The following is an 18,232-nucleotide window of genomic DNA, read 5'->3' on the forward strand; positions in this document are numbered from 1 at the left end:
GACGATGTCATCCTGCATTCAACCAGGTCGCGAAATACCGTGATGACGCAGTTTGCGATAAAGCGTATTTCGGCTGATCCCCAGGCGCGCGGCAACACGAGCGATATGCCAATGTTCCGCCTCAATCAACGTCAGCAGCGTCTGCCGTTCGGATACTCCCAGCGGATTTTCGGCCAACGCAACTGACGCTGCCGGCAGTAACTCTGCCAAGTCGTCCAGGGTGACACGCCCCTCCAACGACAACGCTACCAGCGTGCGCAGGCACGTGCGCAACTGCCGGACATTGCCCGGCCACGGATGCTTGAGCAAGCGCTCCCTGACGCCCGCCTCCAGTCGAATCCTTGTGCCTTTTGATTCTTCGCGCAGCAGAAGGTCGAGCAAACGGCCCTTGTCTGATCGTTCGCGCAATGGCGGGAGCTGCACGGTGAAACCGGCAATGCGATAAAAAAGATCTTCACGAAAGCGCCCTTCGGCTACACAGGCGTGCAGATCCTGGTGGCTGGCACTGACAAGTCGTACGTCGAGGGGACGCGCCGTCGCGCCGCCTAGGGGCACCACTTGACGCTCCTCCAGCACCCGCAGCAGGCGAGTCTGCAGCGCCAGTGGCATATCGGCGATTTCATCAAGAAACAGAATGCCGCCATGGGCTTGTTCCAGCTTGCCGATCATCCCGTCCTTGCGTGCGCCGGTGAAGCTGCCGCCGCGATAGCCGAACAGCTCGCTCTCGATCAGCGTCTCTGGAATGGCTGCGCAATTGATTGCCACAAACGGCTGGGCCGCCCTGGCGCTGGCGCGGTGCAGCGCCGCCGCAAAAGCTTCTTTGCCGGTACCGGTTTCGCCCTGTAGAAATACCGGAACGTCACGCTCCAGAACTCGCAATGCGCGAGCAAATCCGCGTTGCAGGCGTGGGTCTTCCAGGCACACGTGCACGTCGTTGATGATGGGCGTTGGGGCAATGACCAAGGGCGGCTGGTGCGCGGGTTCTCGCAACTGACCGTAGAGCAGGCGTCCGTCCACCAGCCGCATGGGCCAGCAGACGCTCGGCTGGGCGCTGGCCTGGCTCATCACCTGGTCGATAGGTGTTTCCAGCAGCATCGTCAGGGATTGCCCCACCACCTGGTCACGGCTGAGACCCAGCAGGTCCAGCGCAGCCTGATTGACTGAACAGATACGGGCACTCTCGTCAAAACTGAGCAGGCCTTCACCCTGCAGCCCAACGTAGCCCGCCTCAGGATGGAAGCGCAGCAAGTATCGCTGCGGATCCTGCCCCAGGAAAAAACAGCTCTCGATCAACTTGGCTGACAGGTTGGTCAATGCCATGGCCTGGAAGTGTTGCTGAAGGCTGTGGTCATCCCTGACAGAAGAAAGGTTGAGCACGGCCAGCAACTCTCCACGCGCATCGAATATCGGGCTCGCCGAACAGGTCAGGCCGACGTGCTTGCCACGGAAATGCTCATCACGGCGGATGGTGACGTGCTGTCGCTCGACCAGGCAGGTGCCGACACCGTTGGTGCCCTCGCAATCTTCACTCCATACCGAGCCGAGCCACAGCCCGGAACGCTGGAACTCGGCTCGTTCGGATTCGTTGAACACGCTGTCGATCGCCACACCGCGAGCATCGGTGAGTAGCACCACGTGGCCGTCTCGACCGAGTTGTTGGTGCAGGTTGCTCATCTGCCAATGCGCCACGGCAATGATGTGTTCCAGTGGCCCGCGGTGATCCTGCAAGCGTGCTTGTTCAACCACATTAGGTGCGCGGCGGCTGGCGGGATCGAGCTGATACTGATCCAGGCACCGGCGCCAGGATCGTGTGATGGCCAGGTCAGCGGTAGCGCTGTGGCTGGCGATAGTGCCCTGCACAGCATGCAGCACCTGCTGTGCATGGGCGTTGATCAAGGCCGGCTTCATTGTTCTTGTTCTCCGTTACGGTCAGGACACGGGGCTGCTTGCAGCTTATATGAAAAGACTGCAATGAGCGTTTTTTGCACGGAGTGACACTCTGTCACCCGCCATTCCCGGATTCGTGACATGGATCCGCGTCAAAGCCTGAGCAGTACTGCGCCAACCGCTCTGCAACGAGGCTTTCATGAAGATGGCCCGGGCCTTGCTCCAGGACGAGTTGTTACAAAAACAACAAGAACGGGAGAAGCCCATGAACATCGCTGTTGAAACACCTCTGCACACGCCCACTGCTCAACTCGCGGCCTGGGTCGAAAACCTCGGCGAGCGTCTCGCCCAAGGTGATTTGGACGGCACGCTGGAACTGTTTGCCGACGAGTGTCACTGGCGTGACCTGCTGCTGTTCAGCTGGAACCTGGTGACCCTGGAAGGCAAGCCTGCCATCCGCGACATGCTCGAAACACGCCTTGACCAGACTCGCCCCGGGCGATGGAAGCTGGAGGGTGAGGCGACGCTCAATAACGGTGTGCTCGAAGGCTGGATCAGCCTGGAAACCGAGGCGGCGCGGGGTAAAGGCTACGTGCGTCTGAAAGAGGGCCTGTGCTGGACGCTGCTGACGACCATGCGCGAGCTCAAGGGTTTTGAGGAACCCAGTGGCCGCCGTCGTCCGATGGGTGCCAGTCATGGTCACGCCCACGCTGACAAACGCAACTGGCTGGAGCGCCGTCGCGATGAAGAAGCTGCGCTAGGCTTCACCACCCAACCTTACTGCCTGATCGTCGGCGGTGGTCAGGGTGGTTTGGGGCTCGCGGCGCGGCTCAAGCGACTGGGCGTGCCAACCCTGATCGTCGACAAGGCTGAACGGCCTGGCGATCAGTGGCGTGGTCGCTACAAGTCTCTGTGCCTGCACGACCCCGTCTGGTACGACCACATGCCTTACCTGCCCTTCCCCGATCACTGGCCGGTCTTCACCCCAAAGGACCAGATTGGCGACTGGCTGGAAATGTACAGCAAAGTCATGGAACTCAATTATTGGCCGCGCACGGAATGCGTGAGCGCCAGTTTTGACGAGCAAAGTGGCACCTGGAAGGTTGACGTGCAGCGCGATGGCGAGCGTATGACTTTACAGCCTGCCCAGTTGATCCTCGCCACCGGCATGTCTGGCGTACCCAATGTTCCGGTTTATCCAGGTGCCGAGGTTTTCCAAGGCCAGCAGCATCACTCCAGCCGCCATCCCGGCGGCGACGCCTGGAGCGGCAAGCGCGCGGTGGTCATCGGTGCGAACAATTCGGCTCACGATATCTGCGCCGACCTGGTGGAGAACGGCGCCGAGGTGACCATGGTGCAACGCTCCAGCACCCACATCGTGCGTTCCGACAGTTTGATGGAGCTGGTCTTCGGCGGGCTCTACTCTGAAGACGCCCTGGAGACGGGCTTGACCACGGACAAGGCTGACATGCTGTTCGCCTCGATCCCCTACAAGGTCATGCCAAGCTTTCATCAACCCGTCTTTGACGCGATCAAGGAGCGTGACAAGGACTTCTACGAGCGATTGGCCAAGGCCGGCTTCATGCTCGACTTCGGTGACGACGAGTCTGGCCTGTTCATGAAGTACGTACGCCGTGGTTCGGGTTACTACATCGACGTCGGCGCCTCAGAACTGATCGCCAATGGCACGATCAAGCTCAAGAGCGCGCCCGGCCTGGGTGTCGAACGCATCGAAGCGGATGCCGTCGTACTCAACGATGGCAGCCGACTGCCGGCAGACCTGATCGTCTACGCCACGGGCTATGGCTCAATGAACGGTTGGGCGGCGAAGCTGATTTCCCAGGAAGTCGCTGACAAGGTCGGCCGCTGCTGGGGCCTGGGTTCTGGAACCACCAATGACCCTGGCCCCTACGAGGGCGAACTGCGCAACATGTGGAAGCCAACCCAGCAGGAAAACCTCTGGTTCCACGGTGGCAACCTGCACCAGTCACGGCATTATTCGCTGTATCTGGCGTTGCAGTTGAAAGCGCGCTTCGAAGGCATCAACACATCCGTCTACGGCCTTGCCAAGAGTCATCACACAGGCTGAGTGAAATGGCGCCCAGCCGTGGTTGGGCGCCATCCTGGCCCTCTCGTTCTTCATCGAACGCCATCGAGTCGTGCGTATAATGCGTTTCCTTTCAACTGCTTAAGCTGTCCAATGAAAAAACTGCTTGCCATAGTAGCGCTGTCCTTCTCGGTCATTACCCCCGCCTTTTCAAGCCCTCCATCGACCTTTTCCGAAGCCAAGGTCATCGCAAAGCAGAAAATCTACCTCGACCAGGCGAACAGCCCCATGGGCGAGCTGTATTGCGGCTGCAAATGGACGTGGGTAGGTAAGTCCGGTGGCCGTATCGATGCCGAGTCATGCGGTCTCAAGGCCAGGAAACAAGAGAATCGCGCGGAACGGACCGAGTGGGAACACATCGTTCCAGCCTGGACGTTCGGTAACCAACGCCAATGCTGGAAGAACGGGGGGCGCGAGCACTGTGTGGACGATGATCCTGTGTTTCGAGCCATGGAGGCAGACCTGTTCAACCTCTACCCCTCTGTTGGAGAGGTGAACGGCGACCGCAGCAATTTCAACTACGGCATGGCCTCCGGAATAGCTCCGCAGTATGGGCAATGCAAGACGCGGGTTGATTTCGACCAACGTGCTGCGGAGCCGCGCGACGAGGTCAAGGGGCTGGTCGCCAGAACAACCTTCTACATGTTCGATCGATACAAATTGAGCATGTCACGTCAGCAGCAACAGCTACTGATGGCCTGGGATAAGCAGTACCCGGTTTCGTCCTGGGAAAAAGAGCGCGATCGTCGCATTGCCGCAATCATGGGACACTCCAATCCGTTTGTAACGGGTGAGCGTCATTGGTCGCAAGGATACAAGGCCGTTGGTGAGGGGGTGGTGAGCGCCGTTCCAGTCAACCCTCCACGGGCACCCGTCCAGCAAACCCTTGCGAGCGCAGCGAGCGCAGCCGGAGTGGGTTCGATCGTGGGTAACCGGAAAAGTCAGGTCTACCACCTCTCGACGGGGTGCCCTGGGTATGGTCAGGTGTCTGAAAAAAACCAGATATCCTTCACCTCGGAATCCGAGGCCCAGGCTGCAGGATATCGAAAGGCAGGCAACTGCAAGTAGTTGCTGCCTGTTGAAAGTCGGCCTCGCGAAACCGGGGCCGACACCTGAAATAAGGAGACCCCATGTGAGAAAGCCCCCTATGAAAATCATCATCGAAGAATGGGATGGTGACGGTGCGATCCGGATTCCCGATGAAGCGTTGCAGGAGCTGGAGCTGGATGTCGGCGACGCTGTTTACCTGATTGAAGAATTTATCGGCAACACGCGATGCCTGGTCCTGTCAAAAAAGGCACATATCGCAGATCGAATAGACGAGCTCACTGAAGCCTGGGGTAGCGAACAGCAGGTCAGCGCCGAGGACAAATAAGGAAGCGCCCCTAAATTAGTGAAAAATGAGGCTTCTCACCCAATTCCTGGCCGGCTTTGCGAGCCGCATAGGCTCTCGGTAACTCAATAGCAGCTCGTAGGTCGTACGGGCAGCAGTCAAGCATTTCTCTGGTTCCCAGTGCGTTTGATCGGCCCTGTGTGAGATCACGGAGCCCTGTTCGACAGGGTGCGACCAAATCCATTCGTTGGGGCAAAAGAAGTCGAAAGTATTCGACACGCCTGCGTGCGAGGACGTATCCGTCGGCTTCACCAACGACAGTTTAGTTCGTTTTTTTGCCAACGAAGCCCATCTCGATCGGGGTCTTTATGTAAAACACAGAGATTTCCTCAGCCTCCAGCCTCTGGAACAACCTTGCGGATTCGTCCTCAGTGATAGCCATGCGTATCTCCGTAGGTTGATCCGCCAGTTCAAAAAAATGCGAGGAGTGCAATCGACCGGTGTGTCCAAAACCCTCAATTGCCGTAGAGAGCGTCGCACCACGCAGACCCATTTCCTTAGCCACATCGACGATCCATTGACCCAGCATCTTTCCCTGAAAGCGACGGTTCTGTTGAGTAAAGAAAATCACGAGAAAACCTTTCATTTCGACACCTCAAGGCATGCCAATGATGGGTAGCAATTCTAACAAAGCAGCGATTGGCACAACTCCCGAACATGTCCGCCCACGACCCTGGCCGCCTTGGACAACGGATGCTGGTGAGTGAATGCCAGGGCAATCGTTCTTTTAATCTCTGGCTTGTCGATCATCACCGCATCCAGCAAGCCGCGTTCGACATCATCCTGTACTGCCAAAAACGGCAGGATCGTGAACGCTCCCCCGACAGCCGCGACATCCTTCATTGCATTCAAGGTGTCGACCTCGATCGCCACGTTCAGAGCGACCTGATGTTTACGCGCCAGTTGATCGAGTGTTGTGCGCAAGCCATTCGGCCGCGAGGGTAAAATCAACGGGAAACCCGACAATGCGGTGAACGCAATCGGCACCCCATTTCCAGCGAGGCTTCCGGCCTTGCCCACCAAGTAGGTATCAACGACACCCAATGTCTCTTCGTCACGGGCGGTCGATATGCCATACCGGTTCACGACAATCAGATCCAGGGAACCGGCCGCCAGTTGTTCATCCAGGTCACCGCTGAACCCCTCCACCACATGCAGGCGCACCCCTGGAGCATGGGTTTGCAACTCGGTGAAAAGCAACGGCAGCAACTTGCGCGACATCGACGGCAGGACGCCGATGTGCACAGTTCCCGCCGGCACGCCCGAGGACTCCCTGACCAAGGTTTCCAGGCGCTCGGCCTGGGCGAGCAGCAAACAGATTTCTGGCAGCACCAGTCGCCCGAAGTCCGACAGCACCAGGCCTCGCCCGGTGCGCACGAATAACTGGTCGCCCCACTCGCCCTCCAATTGCGCCAGTTGGCGACTGACCAGCGACTGGGCGGTGCCTAGCGCCACCGCAGTTCGGGAAATAGACCCGAGTTCCTCCATCAGCAGCACGCTTTGCAGTTGTTTGAGGTTCATCCGCCTCGTCCTCGTCGCCCCGGTTCCAGAGGTCGAAACATAAACCACACACAGGGCTTGAGCCATCACTTTTTGATGTATCTGATATCGCCTGCATGACTCTTCTGCATACTCCCTCCTCTCCATAGACTTGATTCCAGACCTGAAGCCAACCCTCAGAATCGAGAGCCCACCATGGCCCATAACAAGAAAATCGGTTCAACAGCGCTGTCGCTGTTCGACCCTTCAAGCGTCGCGATCATTGGCGCGTCGGACGACCCAAACAAAGTGGGTGGCCGGCCCATTCACTACCTGCGCAAGTTCGGTTACGCCGGCCGCATCCTGCCCATCAATCCCAAGCGCGAGTCGGTTCAAGGATTGCCCTGCCATGCTGATCTGGCCGCGCTCGACGTTGTCCCGCAGGCGGCCATTATCGCCGTGTCGGGTCTGGCGGCCGTAGAAGCCATCAAGGCCTGTGCGAAGCTCGGCGTCGAAACCGTGGTGGTCATGGCCTCAGGCTTTGCCGAGACGGGCGAGAGCGGTCGCCAATTGCAAAATGAACTGGTGGAATTTGCCCGCCTGCATGGCATGCGCCTGATGGGGCCCAACGCTCAGGGCTTCGCCAACTTTGCCAACGGTGCGGTGCTGAATTTCAGCACCATGTTCATGGAAGTGCCCCCGGCGGACGGGCCTATCGCGATTGTCAGTCAAAGTGGCGCGGCGAGCGTCATGCCTTATGCGATGCTGCGTGAACAGGGTTACGGCGTGCGCTACCTGGCCGCCACCGGCAATGACGCGGACCTGGGCGTTTCGGAGCTGACCCGGCTGCTGGTGGACGACCCGTACATTCGCCTGATCCTGGTCTACGTGGAAACCGTTTCCAATCCGCAGCTGCTGGCCGAGGCCGCCCGGATTGCCCGACAAAACGGTACCCACATCGTGCTTCTCAAGGGTGGCGTGAGCAACAAGGGCGCTGCCGCCGCAGCCTCCCACACCGGAGCCATGGTGGGTCAGGATGGCGCCCTCGATGCCTTCCTCGAAAAGCACGGCATCTGGCGTGCCCACGACATTCACGAACTGGTCAACGCAGCAAGTCTATACCTGAGTGGCTTTGCTCCCGGAGCCGGGCGGACCGTGGTAATGAGTCACAGCGGCGCAGTGGGGGTGCTGTGCGCCGATGCCGCTGAACGTGTCGGACTGCCACTGACCGAACTGGCCTTGCCGACCACTGAGCGCTTGAAAGGCTTGATTCCTGACTTTGCCAGCGCGGCAAACCCGCTGGATCTCACCGCGGCGCTGCTCGGCAACGGCGCCATGTTTCCTGCCGTCCTGAAAACGCTTGGCGATGACCCGCAGGCGGACATGTTTCTCATCGGGATTCCCGTGGCCGGCCCGGGTTACGACGTGCCAGGACTGGCACACACCACCGCCCGGTTCATGCACCAGACGGGCAAGCCCGTGGTCATGACCGCGCCGCAGGCCGATGTTCGCGCACATTTCCAGCAAGCGGGTGTGCCGAGCTTTCGCAATGAAAGCGATGCGGTAGCCGCGCTTCGTCAGTATGCCCGGCATTGCCAATGGCAAGGTTCTCCCCTGCCCGCCCAGCCAGCCGCGACACCCGGCACGCATAACGGCCTGCTTGATGAGGCTGTCAGCCTGAAACTGCTGGCGGATGCTGGCGTGCCGGTCGTCGAGCACCAGGTGTGCCATGACCCGGAAAGCGCCGCGCGCATCGCCGCCAGTTTCGGTGGCCGCGTCGTCATCAAGGGCTGCGCAGCGCAGGTCCCGCACAAGAGCGAACATGGCCTGGTTCATCTGAATCTCGCCGACCCGCAAGCGGCGCAAGAGGCGGCGCGTCTGTGCCTGGGTGCACTGGACAAACTGGGTGTCCCCCATGGACAGCTGATCGTGGCCCGTTCGGTCAAGGGCTTGCATGAATTCATGCTGGGCGTCGTCGTCGATCCCTTGTTCGGCCCGCTGGTGGTGATCGGTGAAGGTGGAACCCTGGTCGAGATTCGCCAGGACAGCGTTTCGTTGCTCGCCCCCTTCACGCAATCGCAGGCTCAAGAGGCGATCAGTCGTCTGCGCATCGCCCCTGTGCTCAAGGGCGCTCGCGGTCAGCCGGCACTCGATGTCGAGGCCCTGGCCCGAGCGGCTGTGGCACTGGGTAATTTCGCCCTTCAACACCAGGCCAACCTGCTGAGCGTCGACGTCAACCCGGTCATGGTGCTGGCCGAAGGTGTGGTGGCCGTCGACGCCGTTATCGAATACCGGGAGGCGCCATGAACCTCAGTCATCTCGATCAACCGCGCAGCGTCCTGGTGGAAATCAAGGATCAAGTTGCACTGGTCACACTCAATCGCCCGGCCAATCTGAATGCCGTCAATCAAACCCTGCGCAGTGCATTGATCGATACGCTGGAGCAGCTTAATCGCGATTCGGGCGTCAAGGCGCTCGTCCTGACCGGTGCCGGTGACCGGGCGTTTTGTGCTGGCCAGGATCTAGAAGAGGCCAGTGCCGTCGACTGGAAGCAGATTGCGCCGTGGCTGAACGCGCAACGCGCCATGTACCAGGCCGTACGCGACCTGGACAAACCCTGCGTGGTGGCCATCAACGGCGTCGCCGCCGGCGCCGGCATGCAACTGGCACTCTGTGGCGACTGGCGGATCGCCTCGCCTGATGCCCGGATCGGTCAACCGGAAGTCAAAGCCGGCCTGGCCAGCATCGTCGGCTCCTATTTGCTGTCATTGCACGTTGGCCTGACCCACAACACACAGCTGTCTGTGTCCGGTGAACTGGTCAGCGGGCAACGTGCTTATGAGATGGGCCTGGTCACCGAGCTTGATGGCTCGGATGTGCTTGGCGCGGCCTTGGCACGCGCCCGCACGTTGGCACAACTCCCCGAAACTGCCATCCGTTTATCCAAACAACGCTTTCGCGCGCTGACTCAGCCGGGCTTTGACGATGCCTGCACCGCTGGCATTCGCGCCCAGCTTGAATGCTACGCCAGCGGCGAACCACAAGCCTCGATGAGCGCGTTTATAGACGCGCGTGCACGCAAAGGAACCCAACAATGACTGCCTATCAACATCACCTGATCGATGGAACCTGGACGGCGGCGCAATCAGCCGAAAGCACCACTATCCACGATTCCGCCAGCGCAGCTGAACTGGGCCACGTCGCCCATGGCACCAGCGAAGAAATCCACCGCGCCGTCCGGGCGGCAAAAAACGCCTTTGCGTCCTGGTCGACATTGCCCGTCAGCACGCGTGCAGACTACCTGCGCGGTATCGCCAATCAATTGGAAGAACAGGTCGAGCAGCTTGCGCAAGGCGTCGCCGCGGAAGTTGGCATGCCACTCAAGCTATCGCAGCGGATACAGGTGCAGGCGCCGATCCTGGCCTGGCGCGCAACGGCTGACCTTGCAGGCGAGTGCCTGGCGGACACCCCGCTCGGGCACTCCATCCTCAACCACGTCCCGGTAGGCGTCGTCGGTGCGATCACGCCGTGGAACTACCCGTTGCACCAGATGACCGCCAAGATTGCCGCTGCCTTGGTCGCCGGTTGCACCGTGGTACTCAAGCCATCCGAACTGGCACCTTGTACCGCTCGTGCATTGGGTGAGGCCGCACTGGCCGCAGGCTTGCCCAAAGGCGTACTGAACATTGTCATGGGGGATGCCAAAACCGGTCAGGCACTGGTCGATCATCCGGATGTCGCCTTGCTGTCGTTCACCGGTTCGACGGCAGTGGGCCGACGTATTGCCGCATCGGCAGGCCAGGCCTTGAAGCGTGTGTCCCTGGAACTGGGGGGTAAATCGGCCTGTATCGCCACCGCCGATGCCCCCGCTGAAAGCGTGGTACGCCAAGTGGTCGGGTCGTGCTTCCTGAACTCGGGCCAATCGTGCAACTCGCTGACCCGCCTACTCGTACCAATCGAGTTGTACCCCACCTATCGCGCCTTGCTCGCTGACGCCGTGACGCGCCTGACGTTAGGCGACCCGCGGGATCCAGCCACACGCATGGGCCCTTTGGTGTCAGCGGCGCATCGCGATCGCGTTCACGCGATGATCGCCCTGGGTGAGTCTGAAGGCCTGGACCTGATTGCCGGTGGCAGCCAGGCACAGGTGCCTGCCAACGGTTACTTCATTGCGCCGACGATTTTCGGGCGAGTCCCGCCTCAGTCAACGCTGGCGCAACAGGAAGTGTTTGGTCCGGTACTGAGTGTCATCACCTACGAAAACGAACAGCAAGCCATCGAAATGGCCAATAGCACGGCCTATGGCCTGGCCGCTGCCGTGTGGGCAGGCCAGATCGATCATGCGCTAAAACTCGCCCGTCAATTGCGCGCAGGTCAGGTCGACGTCAATGGCGCGCCGTATAACCCGGCAGCCCCCTTCGGAGGCTTCGGTGATTCGGGTCTTGGCCGTGAAGGCGGGAAGTACGGCATCGAGGAGTTTATCGAGATACGCGCCATTCAAATGCCCGTGAGCAGTGCGAGGGAAAAATCATGAGCTTCAAGCAAATCGAACTCAGCCGCTTCGGTGCCCGCGAGCACGTTGCGGTGGTGACACTGATGCGCCCGGATAAAATGAATGCACTGACCAAGGTGATGGAGGCTGAACTGCGTGAAGCCTTTGCCCAACTGGATCGCGACGACAGCGTTCGGGTCATCGTGCTGACCGGCAACGGTCGGGCATTCTGCGCCGGCATGGACATCGATGAACTTGAGGTGCTGCCACCCGATGACATCAGTGAAATGGCCTGGATGCGTGCCTACGACATGAACCGGCGCGCCGACTATCAAAGCCGTTATTCGTATTTTCCTGGCGTGCGCAAACCCATCATCAGCGCGATCAACGGCGCAGCCGCCGGGCTGGGGTTGGTCCTGGCCCTGTACAGCGACATGCGTTTCGCCAGTGAAACGGCGGTGTTTTCCACGGCTTTCGCCAAGCGTGGGCTGATTGCCGAACACGGCATTGCCTGGCTGCTGCCGCGTATTGTCGGGCCAGGCCACGCCGCGGACTTGCTGCTCTCTTCGCGCAAGGTAACGGCGCACGAGGCATTGGGCATGGGGCTGGTCAACCGGCTGTTTTCGCCAGACAGCTTGCTGGAGCAAACATTGGCCTACGCCGAAGACCTGGCAATCAATGTCTCGCCCCGCTCTGTGCGCGTCATCAAGCAGCAGCTGGGCGAATCGCCTTTCCAGACACTCACGGAAAACATCGCGCAGGCTAACCGGGAAATGTTCCTGAGCATCCAGAGCGACGACTTCAAAGAAGGCGTGGCGCACTTCATGGAGCGACGACCGGCGCGTTTCAGCGGCACCTGATCAGCCCGAATCACAGCAGAGCTGCGACAATCGTCAGCGGAGCAAAGCTTGGACCGTTGCGCTGACGATCACACGGCCTTTGATATCACGAGCACTCCATAACAATAACAAGGAGTCAGCGATGACTACTCTCAATACAGCGCAGCAACACACCGGCGAGCACGTCCCTGCCCTCGCCGACTCTACGTTCAAGAAGGTCATGTGGCGATTCATGCCATTGCTGTTCCTTTGCTACGTCGTCAGTTACCTGGACCGGATCAACGTCGGCTTCGCCAAGTTGACCATGCTCAACGACCTGTCCTTCAGCAACGCGGTGTATGGCCTGGGTGCCGGTGTGTTCTTCATTGGCTATTTCTTCGCCGAAGTGCCCAGCAACATGATCCTGCACCGGGTCGGGGCGCGGCGCTGGATCGCTCGCATCATGATCACCTGGTCGCTGATCTCGGCGGCGACTGCACTGGTGCAGACACCGATGCAGTTCTACATCGCGCGCTTCTTCCTGGGTATTGCCGAAGCAGGCTTTTTCCCAGGCATAGTGCTCTATCTCACCCTTTGGTTCCCTGCTCATCGTCGGGGCAAGATGGTTGCGTTCCTGATGGCGGGCAATCCGGTCTCCGGCATCCTCAGCGGCCTGGTATCGGGCTATATCCTGCACACCATGAACGATGTGCACGGCCTGGCGGGGTGGCAATGGCTGTTCATCATCGAAGCTGCGCCTGCACTGATACTGGGGTTCGTGGTGATGTTTTTCCTGACCGATAAAGTCGCCGACGCCAAATGGCTGAGCGACGAGGAAAGAACACTGGTAGCTGGGGAAATCAGCAACGACAACAGCACCAAGACACACAGTACGGTGCGCCAGGGCCTGCTTGGCGGCAGAGTGTGGCTGATGTGCGCGATCCTGTTTTTACTGGTCATGGGGACGAGCACCATCGGCTTCTGGCAGCCCAGCATCATCAGCAACTCGGGTATCACCGATCCCAGGATGATCGGGATCATTTCGGCAGTGCCCTATCTGGCAGCCCTCCTGGGCATGTATTTGGCCGGTAAAAGCTCTGATCGCCACCGCGAGCGTCGGTGGCATGCGGTGATTCCATTGCTGGTGGCAGTACCGGGCTTTCTGATCTGCGCGTTCTTCCCGTTGACCCCTTGGCTGGCCATTACCGGCCTGGTCATCGCAACGGCCGGGATCATCACCTCGCTGCCCATGTTCTGGGCATTGCCAACGTCCTTCCTGGGCGGTGCAGGCGCAGCCGCCGGCATTGCGCTGATCAACTCCACCGGCAACCTGGCGAGTTTCGCCGGCCCTGCGTTGCTCGGAGCCCTCAGGGACCTGACGCAATCGATGACGACGGGCCTGGTGATCGTCGCTGCCTGCGTGTTCCTGTCGGCCATGATCATCCTGGTGTTCGTGCCCGCCAAATTGGTCAACCGATAAGCCCCTATAAGTCACCCGTCGCAGCTTCCGGGATTGAATCCAGCACAAGCGGCGCTCCCTTCTCATCCCGCACGGGCGTTGTTGCCCGTGCGGATCTTCAACCAGAGATGACCATGAACAACCCACTCAACCGTGATGCAGCTGACGCAATGCAGGCAAGCGAACGGGAAGCCGAATACTTCGAGTACAGCAAGGCAGCGAACCCGATCAGCGCCAACCTCATCAGCCGAATTCCATACCACAGCTTTGCGGCGACACTCTATGACAGCGGGCCATCGCGGGTTGTACCGCTGGACCTGAGCGATGCCCTGGGCTGTGAAGGTCCTGCAACAGGGCCGGGCCTGTGCGCAAACTTCATCCGTCTCAATGCGGGTGACAGCCTTACACTCCAGCCCAATGCCACCTCACAGGTTTTTTATGTGATTGCCGGCGCAGGCAAGGTGATTCAGGGTGAACACGTCATTGAATGGTCCAAAGGCTGCTTCATTGCGTTGCCAGGTCTTCTGCACACCCGCTTCAGCGCCACTGAGGATGCTCGCCTCTACTATGTGCATGACGAGCCCCTGCTGCGTTACCTGGGTGTCACTGGCAGCATCGATCGGTTCGCGCCAACCTTGTATCCGGCGCAGACCGCCAACGCGAAGCTGCGTGAAGCGGCGAATGACCCGCGCGCTCAAGATCGTAGCCGTATCAGCATCTTGCTGGGCAATCGTAATTTTCCGCAAACCAGGACCGTGACCCACGTGCTTTGGGCCATGTACGGCATTCTCCCTGCGGGTTCGATCCAGAAGCCGCATAGGCACCAGTCCATTGCACTGGATTTCATCATCGACTGCCCAGCGGGTTGCTACTCACTGGTGGGGACTGAACTGGAGGCTGACGGCCAGATACGCAATCCTGTTCGGGTGGACTGGGCACCCGGGTTGGCATTCGTGACCCCTCCGGGCTACTGGCACGCGCATTTCAACGAGTCGGATCAAGAAGCATTTTTGATCCCCATCCAGGATGCCGGGTTGCAGACCCATCTTCGCTCACTGGACATTCGTTTCAGCTGAGTCTGGCAAAAGTCGGGTTGGCCGGTAACGCAGCCCCGTCAGCTACACTCATTCGATACATTTGTGCCCCGAGACTCGACCATGGCCAACAAGACCGCAATCGTATTCGCTGGCGGCGGCAGCCTGGGTGCGGTGCAGGTGGGTATGTTGCGGGCCTTGGTCGAGGCCAATGTTCGATTCGACATGGTGGTCGGCGCTTCGGTAGGCGCCATCAACGGTGCCTACTTTGCCGCACGGCCCGATTCCGATGGTGTCGAGGCACTCGCCGGGTTCTGGCGCAGGCTGTGTAAAAACGACATCTTTCCCCTCTCCTGGCTTGATACCTGTAGAGGACTGATCAAACGGCGTGGCTTTCTGTTGCAGCCGGCGGCCTTGCACCGATTGCTGGGTCAGGCACTGCCCATTCATCGTATCGAGGACGCCGTGCTACCCCTGCACATCGTCACCACCGACTTGCTCAGTGGTGCCGAGGCCGTTCTGTCCAGTGGCGAACTCGAGCAGGCGCTACTGGCCAGCGCGGCAATCCCGCTGGTGTTCCCCTGCGTACAAATCGCCGACCGGTACCTGGTTGACGGCGGCGTGGCCAGCAATACGCCCATTTCGACTGCCGTCGCCCTGGGCGCCACCAACGTCGTGGTCATCCCCACTGGCGTGAGTTGCGCCCTGACACAACCGCCCCGAGGCCTGGTCGCCCTGGCCCTGCACACCGTCAATCTGATGAGCATGCGCCAGCTGGTGAGCGACATCGAACACTTCCGCACGCTCACCAGCCTGCACATCGTCCCGCCCTTGTGCCCTGTGGATGTCTCGGTGTTCAACTTTGACCAGACCGAGTCCTTGCTGCAGCGCGCCTATGAGCAAACCCTGCGGTGGCTGGAACGTGGGGGGCTCGAACGCACCAAGGTACCGGGTGCCCTGACTCTCCATTCACATGCCCATGAGCATTAAATGGCAACCGACCAGGCTTTTTGACGCCTCAGGACGCCGGTATGCGTCTCGCCCAGGAGATCGGCGTAAAGACCAGGCGCGGTTGCACCTTCGGTACTGATGAACAGGATCCGCGACTCTTCATTGATGCCCATGTCGGCGGCATTCGCGCCTGAGTAAACCAGGTGCATGAGACCCGCCAGCCCTGCCACTGCCGACTCGCCTGCCACAAGCGGAATGTCACGGGCACTGCCAGCCGCCAGGCGACGCATCGCCACTAGCGCCTCGGTGTCATCGATGGTCATGAAGAAATCGATACAGGGCTGCAAAAAGCGCCAGGCCAGCGGGGAGGTTTCTCCGCACGCCAGACCTGCCATGACCGAATCAACCGAGCCTGTGGCTTTAGCCGCCCTACCCGCCAATGCGCTTTGGTAGAGACAATCCGCTTGCTGCGGCTCTACCACGACGAAGACCGGTCGCCGCTCGCCGTACCACTCCCACAGGTAGCTCGCGATGCCAGCGGCAAGCCCGCCGACGCCGCCCTGCAGGAACACATGGGTAAATGGCGGAGTCTGGGTATCACCCGCCTTCAACGACTCGATGACTTCCGCCGCGAGGGTGCCGTAGCCTTGCATCACGTCGCGCGGGATCACCTCGTACCCTTCATAGGAGGTGTCGGAGACGACGATCCAGTCATGCTCGGCCGCGAGCGAAGCGGCCTTCTCCACTGACTCATCGTAATTCCCGGTGACTCGAACGATTTGCGCACCGTACGCCGCAATGGCTTCTTCTCGCTCAACGCTGACATTGGCGTGCAACACAATGACGCAGCGGCAGCCGATGCTTTGAGCCGCCGCCGCAAGAGCCCGGCCATGGTTGCCGTCAGTCGCACTGATGACAGTGAAATGCGCCAATGCATCGGCGTGCTTGCCCTCCAACAGATCGTGCGGCACGAAGCACTGGTCGGGGAAGGTCCTGAGGATCAAGCGCACCAGGGCAATCGGCGCGCCCAACGCCTTGAAGCTGCCCAACACCGAGCGCTCGGACTCGTCCTTCACCAGGATCTGTTCGACACCCAGATCTTCGGCAAGGTCTGGCAGCGAGTAGAGAGGCGTTCCGGCCGGGTTCAATCGAGACCACCGGGACAGCCACTGACGGCTCTCGTTGGCCTTTTCAACGCTCATGACATCCTTCAGCGATTTGGGATACGGCTGACGGGTCACATTGGGATTGGCGATAAACATCGGCGTTGGTACTCCGTTAAACAGGCAATGATTGGCGAGGAAAAAATTCAGGAGGCGCTGAGTCGACGACTAACGACGTCGAGCAACACTTGCGCCCCCTGGATCAACTGATCGTCATCGGTGTGTTCACGAGGGTTGTGACTGATTCCACCGCGGCTGGGGACGAAGATCATTGCAGCCGGAGCGATGCGGGCGATCATCTGGGCGTCATGGCCTGCACCTGAGGTCATCCTTAGATGAGACAAACCCAAGCGCCGCGCGCAAGCCTCAATTTCGTCGGCGAGACCGGCATTGAAGATCACCGGCTGGAAACGAACCAGGCGCTCGGTGGTGATGGTCACGCCTTCACGCTGGGCAATGGCAGCCAGGTAATCCGCCAGACGGGTTTCGGCGTTGACGAGCCTGGTCTCATCGGGATCGCGCAGATCAACAGTGAACGTGGCCTTGCGCGGAATGACATTGATCACGTTGGGTTCGAACTTCATGCAACCGACGGTTGCAAGCGTCGACTCTCCTTCGACAGCGATCGCACGCAGCTCTGCAACGATGGAGCTCGCGACAAAGCCCGCGTCATGGCGCAGGCGCGTCGGTGTGGTGCCTGCGTGGTTGGCGTTGCCCTTCACTTGCACCTGTTGCCAGGAAATGCCCTGAAGGTTCTCAACAACACCAATCAAGGTATTTTCGGCTTCGAGGATCGGCCCCTGCTCGATGTGCAGCTCGATGTACTCGTGGGGCACGATGGCACCAGTCTCCAGGGAACCCGCGTAGCCAATCCGCTCGAGCTCATCGCCAAGGCGCGTCCCATCGGTGCCGATGGTTGCAAGGGCCTCTTCAACCGCCATGCCCCCGGCGTACACCAGCGACCCCATCATGTCCGGCTGGTACCGGACACCTTCCTCGTTGGTAAAGGCGCCTACTGTGATTGAACGCTGCGGCACAGCACCCGCATCCCGGTAAGCACGCAGGACAGCAAGACCTGCCAGCACGCCATAGCAACCGTCCAGTGCGCCCGCGTTGGTAACAGTGTCGATGTGCGAGCCCATCATGAGAGGGCGTTGGTCACCCTGGTCGCTCGGCGATCGCAACGTGCCGAAGATGTTGCCGATACGGTCAATCTGAACATCGAGATCAAGCTCGCGCATCCAGGCCACCACCCGATCGCGCCCGGCTTTTTCCGAATCCGTGAGTGCGATGCGGGTACGCCCTCCGTCTACTGGATCTGCCCCCAGCTCACCCAGCACTCGAATTTGCTCAATCAACAGAGGGCCGTTCAGCCGTACATCAGGTAGCACGCTCATCAAATTCTCCTCAATGGGGGGCAAGGCCTTCATTGATGAAAATTTTATTACC

Annotated in this window: 15 protein-coding genes; 10 read left to right on the forward strand and 5 right to left on the reverse strand. The window is 60.0% G+C overall.

Translation table 11 applies throughout. From position 1 onward, the window contains the following. Window positions 1-18: 18 nt before the first annotated feature. On the reverse strand, window positions 19-1,908 hold the full coding sequence (locus OH720_RS15960; protein WP_272601931.1) for a sigma-54-dependent Fis family transcriptional regulator: 1,890 nt from the start codon (window positions 1,906-1,908) through the stop codon (window positions 19-21). Window positions 1,909-2,152: 244 nt separating this feature from the next. On the opposite strand from OH720_RS15960, the gene OH720_RS15965 reads away from it, so the two are divergent. The 3 genes from OH720_RS15965 to OH720_RS15975 all read left to right on the forward strand — a co-directional run bounded on the left by OH720_RS15965 (window position 2,153) and on the right by OH720_RS15975 (window position 5,369). Beyond that, window positions 2,153-3,976, forward strand: a complete 1,824-nt coding sequence (locus tag OH720_RS15965) for an NAD(P)/FAD-dependent oxidoreductase (protein ID WP_272601932.1) — start codon at window positions 2,153-2,155, stop codon at window positions 3,974-3,976. 111 nt (window positions 3,977-4,087) lie between these two features. Next, window positions 4,088-5,062 (forward strand): endonuclease, encoded by a 975-nt coding sequence (locus OH720_RS15970; RefSeq protein WP_272601933.1) that lies wholly within the window; start codon window positions 4,088-4,090, stop codon window positions 5,060-5,062. 79 nt (window positions 5,063-5,141) lie between these two features. After that, entirely contained in the window at window positions 5,142-5,369 is a 228-nt protein-coding gene (locus tag OH720_RS15975) for an AbrB/MazE/SpoVT family DNA-binding domain-containing protein (protein ID WP_272601934.1), read from the forward strand. Window positions 5,370-5,649: 280 nt separating this feature from the next. Here the strand turns inward: OH720_RS15975 and OH720_RS15980 are convergent, their stop codons facing one another. Both OH720_RS15980 and OH720_RS15985 read right to left on the reverse strand, forming a co-directional pair. Beyond that, window positions 5,650-5,973 carry a DUF190 domain-containing protein gene (locus OH720_RS15980; protein WP_272601935.1) on the reverse strand — a complete coding sequence of 108 codons (324 nt, stop codon included), beginning with the start codon at window positions 5,971-5,973 and terminating at the stop codon, window positions 5,650-5,652. Window positions 5,974-6,011: 38 nt separating this feature from the next. Next, window positions 6,012-6,908: a LysR family transcriptional regulator gene (locus OH720_RS15985; protein ID WP_272601936.1), complete on the reverse strand. Its 897-nt coding sequence runs from the start codon at window positions 6,906-6,908 to the stop codon at window positions 6,012-6,014. Window positions 6,909-7,082: 174 nt separating this feature from the next. On the opposite strand from OH720_RS15985, the gene OH720_RS15990 reads away from it, so the two are divergent. The 7 genes from OH720_RS15990 to OH720_RS16020 all read left to right on the forward strand — a co-directional run bounded on the left by OH720_RS15990 (window position 7,083) and on the right by OH720_RS16020 (window position 15,659). Beyond that, complete coding sequence (locus OH720_RS15990) at window positions 7,083-9,173, forward strand: acetate--CoA ligase family protein (RefSeq protein WP_272601937.1); 2,091 nt, start codon at window positions 7,083-7,085, stop codon at window positions 9,171-9,173. Then, a complete protein-coding gene (locus tag OH720_RS15995) occupies window positions 9,170-9,964 on the forward strand; it encodes an enoyl-CoA hydratase/isomerase family protein (protein ID WP_272601938.1) in 795 nt (264 codons plus the stop codon). The genes OH720_RS15990 and OH720_RS15995 overlap by 4 nt, the downstream gene beginning before the upstream one ends. Beyond that, the gene (locus OH720_RS16000) at window positions 9,961-11,400 is read left to right on the forward strand and encodes an aldehyde dehydrogenase family protein (RefSeq protein ID WP_272601939.1); all 1,440 of its coding nucleotides are present in this window, start codon (window positions 9,961-9,963) and stop codon (window positions 11,398-11,400) included. The genes OH720_RS15995 and OH720_RS16000 overlap by 4 nt, the downstream gene beginning before the upstream one ends. Next, window positions 11,397-12,218: an enoyl-CoA hydratase gene (locus OH720_RS16005; protein WP_272601940.1), complete on the forward strand. Its 822-nt coding sequence runs from the start codon at window positions 11,397-11,399 to the stop codon at window positions 12,216-12,218. The genes OH720_RS16000 and OH720_RS16005 overlap by 4 nt, the downstream gene beginning before the upstream one ends. Window positions 12,219-12,339: 121 nt before the next feature. Beyond that, window positions 12,340-13,656: an MFS transporter gene (locus OH720_RS16010; protein WP_272601941.1), complete on the forward strand. Its 1,317-nt coding sequence runs from the start codon at window positions 12,340-12,342 to the stop codon at window positions 13,654-13,656. Window positions 13,657-13,769: 113 nt separating this feature from the next. Beyond that, window positions 13,770-14,711 (forward strand): cupin, encoded by a 942-nt coding sequence (locus OH720_RS16015; RefSeq protein ID WP_272601942.1) that lies wholly within the window; start codon window positions 13,770-13,772, stop codon window positions 14,709-14,711. An 81-nt stretch (window positions 14,712-14,792) separates the two neighbouring features. Further along, complete coding sequence (locus OH720_RS16020; protein ID WP_272601943.1) at window positions 14,793-15,659, forward strand: patatin-like phospholipase family protein; 867 nt, start codon at window positions 14,793-14,795, stop codon at window positions 15,657-15,659. On the opposite strand, the gene OH720_RS16025 is transcribed toward OH720_RS16020, so the two are convergent. Together OH720_RS16025 and OH720_RS16030 are read right to left on the reverse strand one after the other, a co-directional pair. Further along, on the reverse strand, window positions 15,656-16,882 hold the full coding sequence (locus tag OH720_RS16025; protein WP_272601944.1) for a diaminopropionate ammonia-lyase: 1,227 nt from the start codon (window positions 16,880-16,882) through the stop codon (window positions 15,656-15,658). The two genes, OH720_RS16020 and OH720_RS16025, sit on opposite strands and share 4 nt — an antisense overlap. Window positions 16,883-16,929: 47 nt before the next feature. After that, window positions 16,930-18,180: a Zn-dependent hydrolase gene (locus OH720_RS16030; RefSeq protein ID WP_272601945.1), complete on the reverse strand. Its 1,251-nt coding sequence runs from the start codon at window positions 18,178-18,180 to the stop codon at window positions 16,930-16,932. Between the last annotated feature and the right edge of the window lie 52 nt (window positions 18,181-18,232).

It is taken from the genome of Pseudomonas sp. WJP1 (genome assembly GCF_028471945.1).
In the GTDB taxonomy this organism is placed as follows: domain Bacteria; phylum Pseudomonadota; class Gammaproteobacteria; order Pseudomonadales; family Pseudomonadaceae; genus Aquipseudomonas.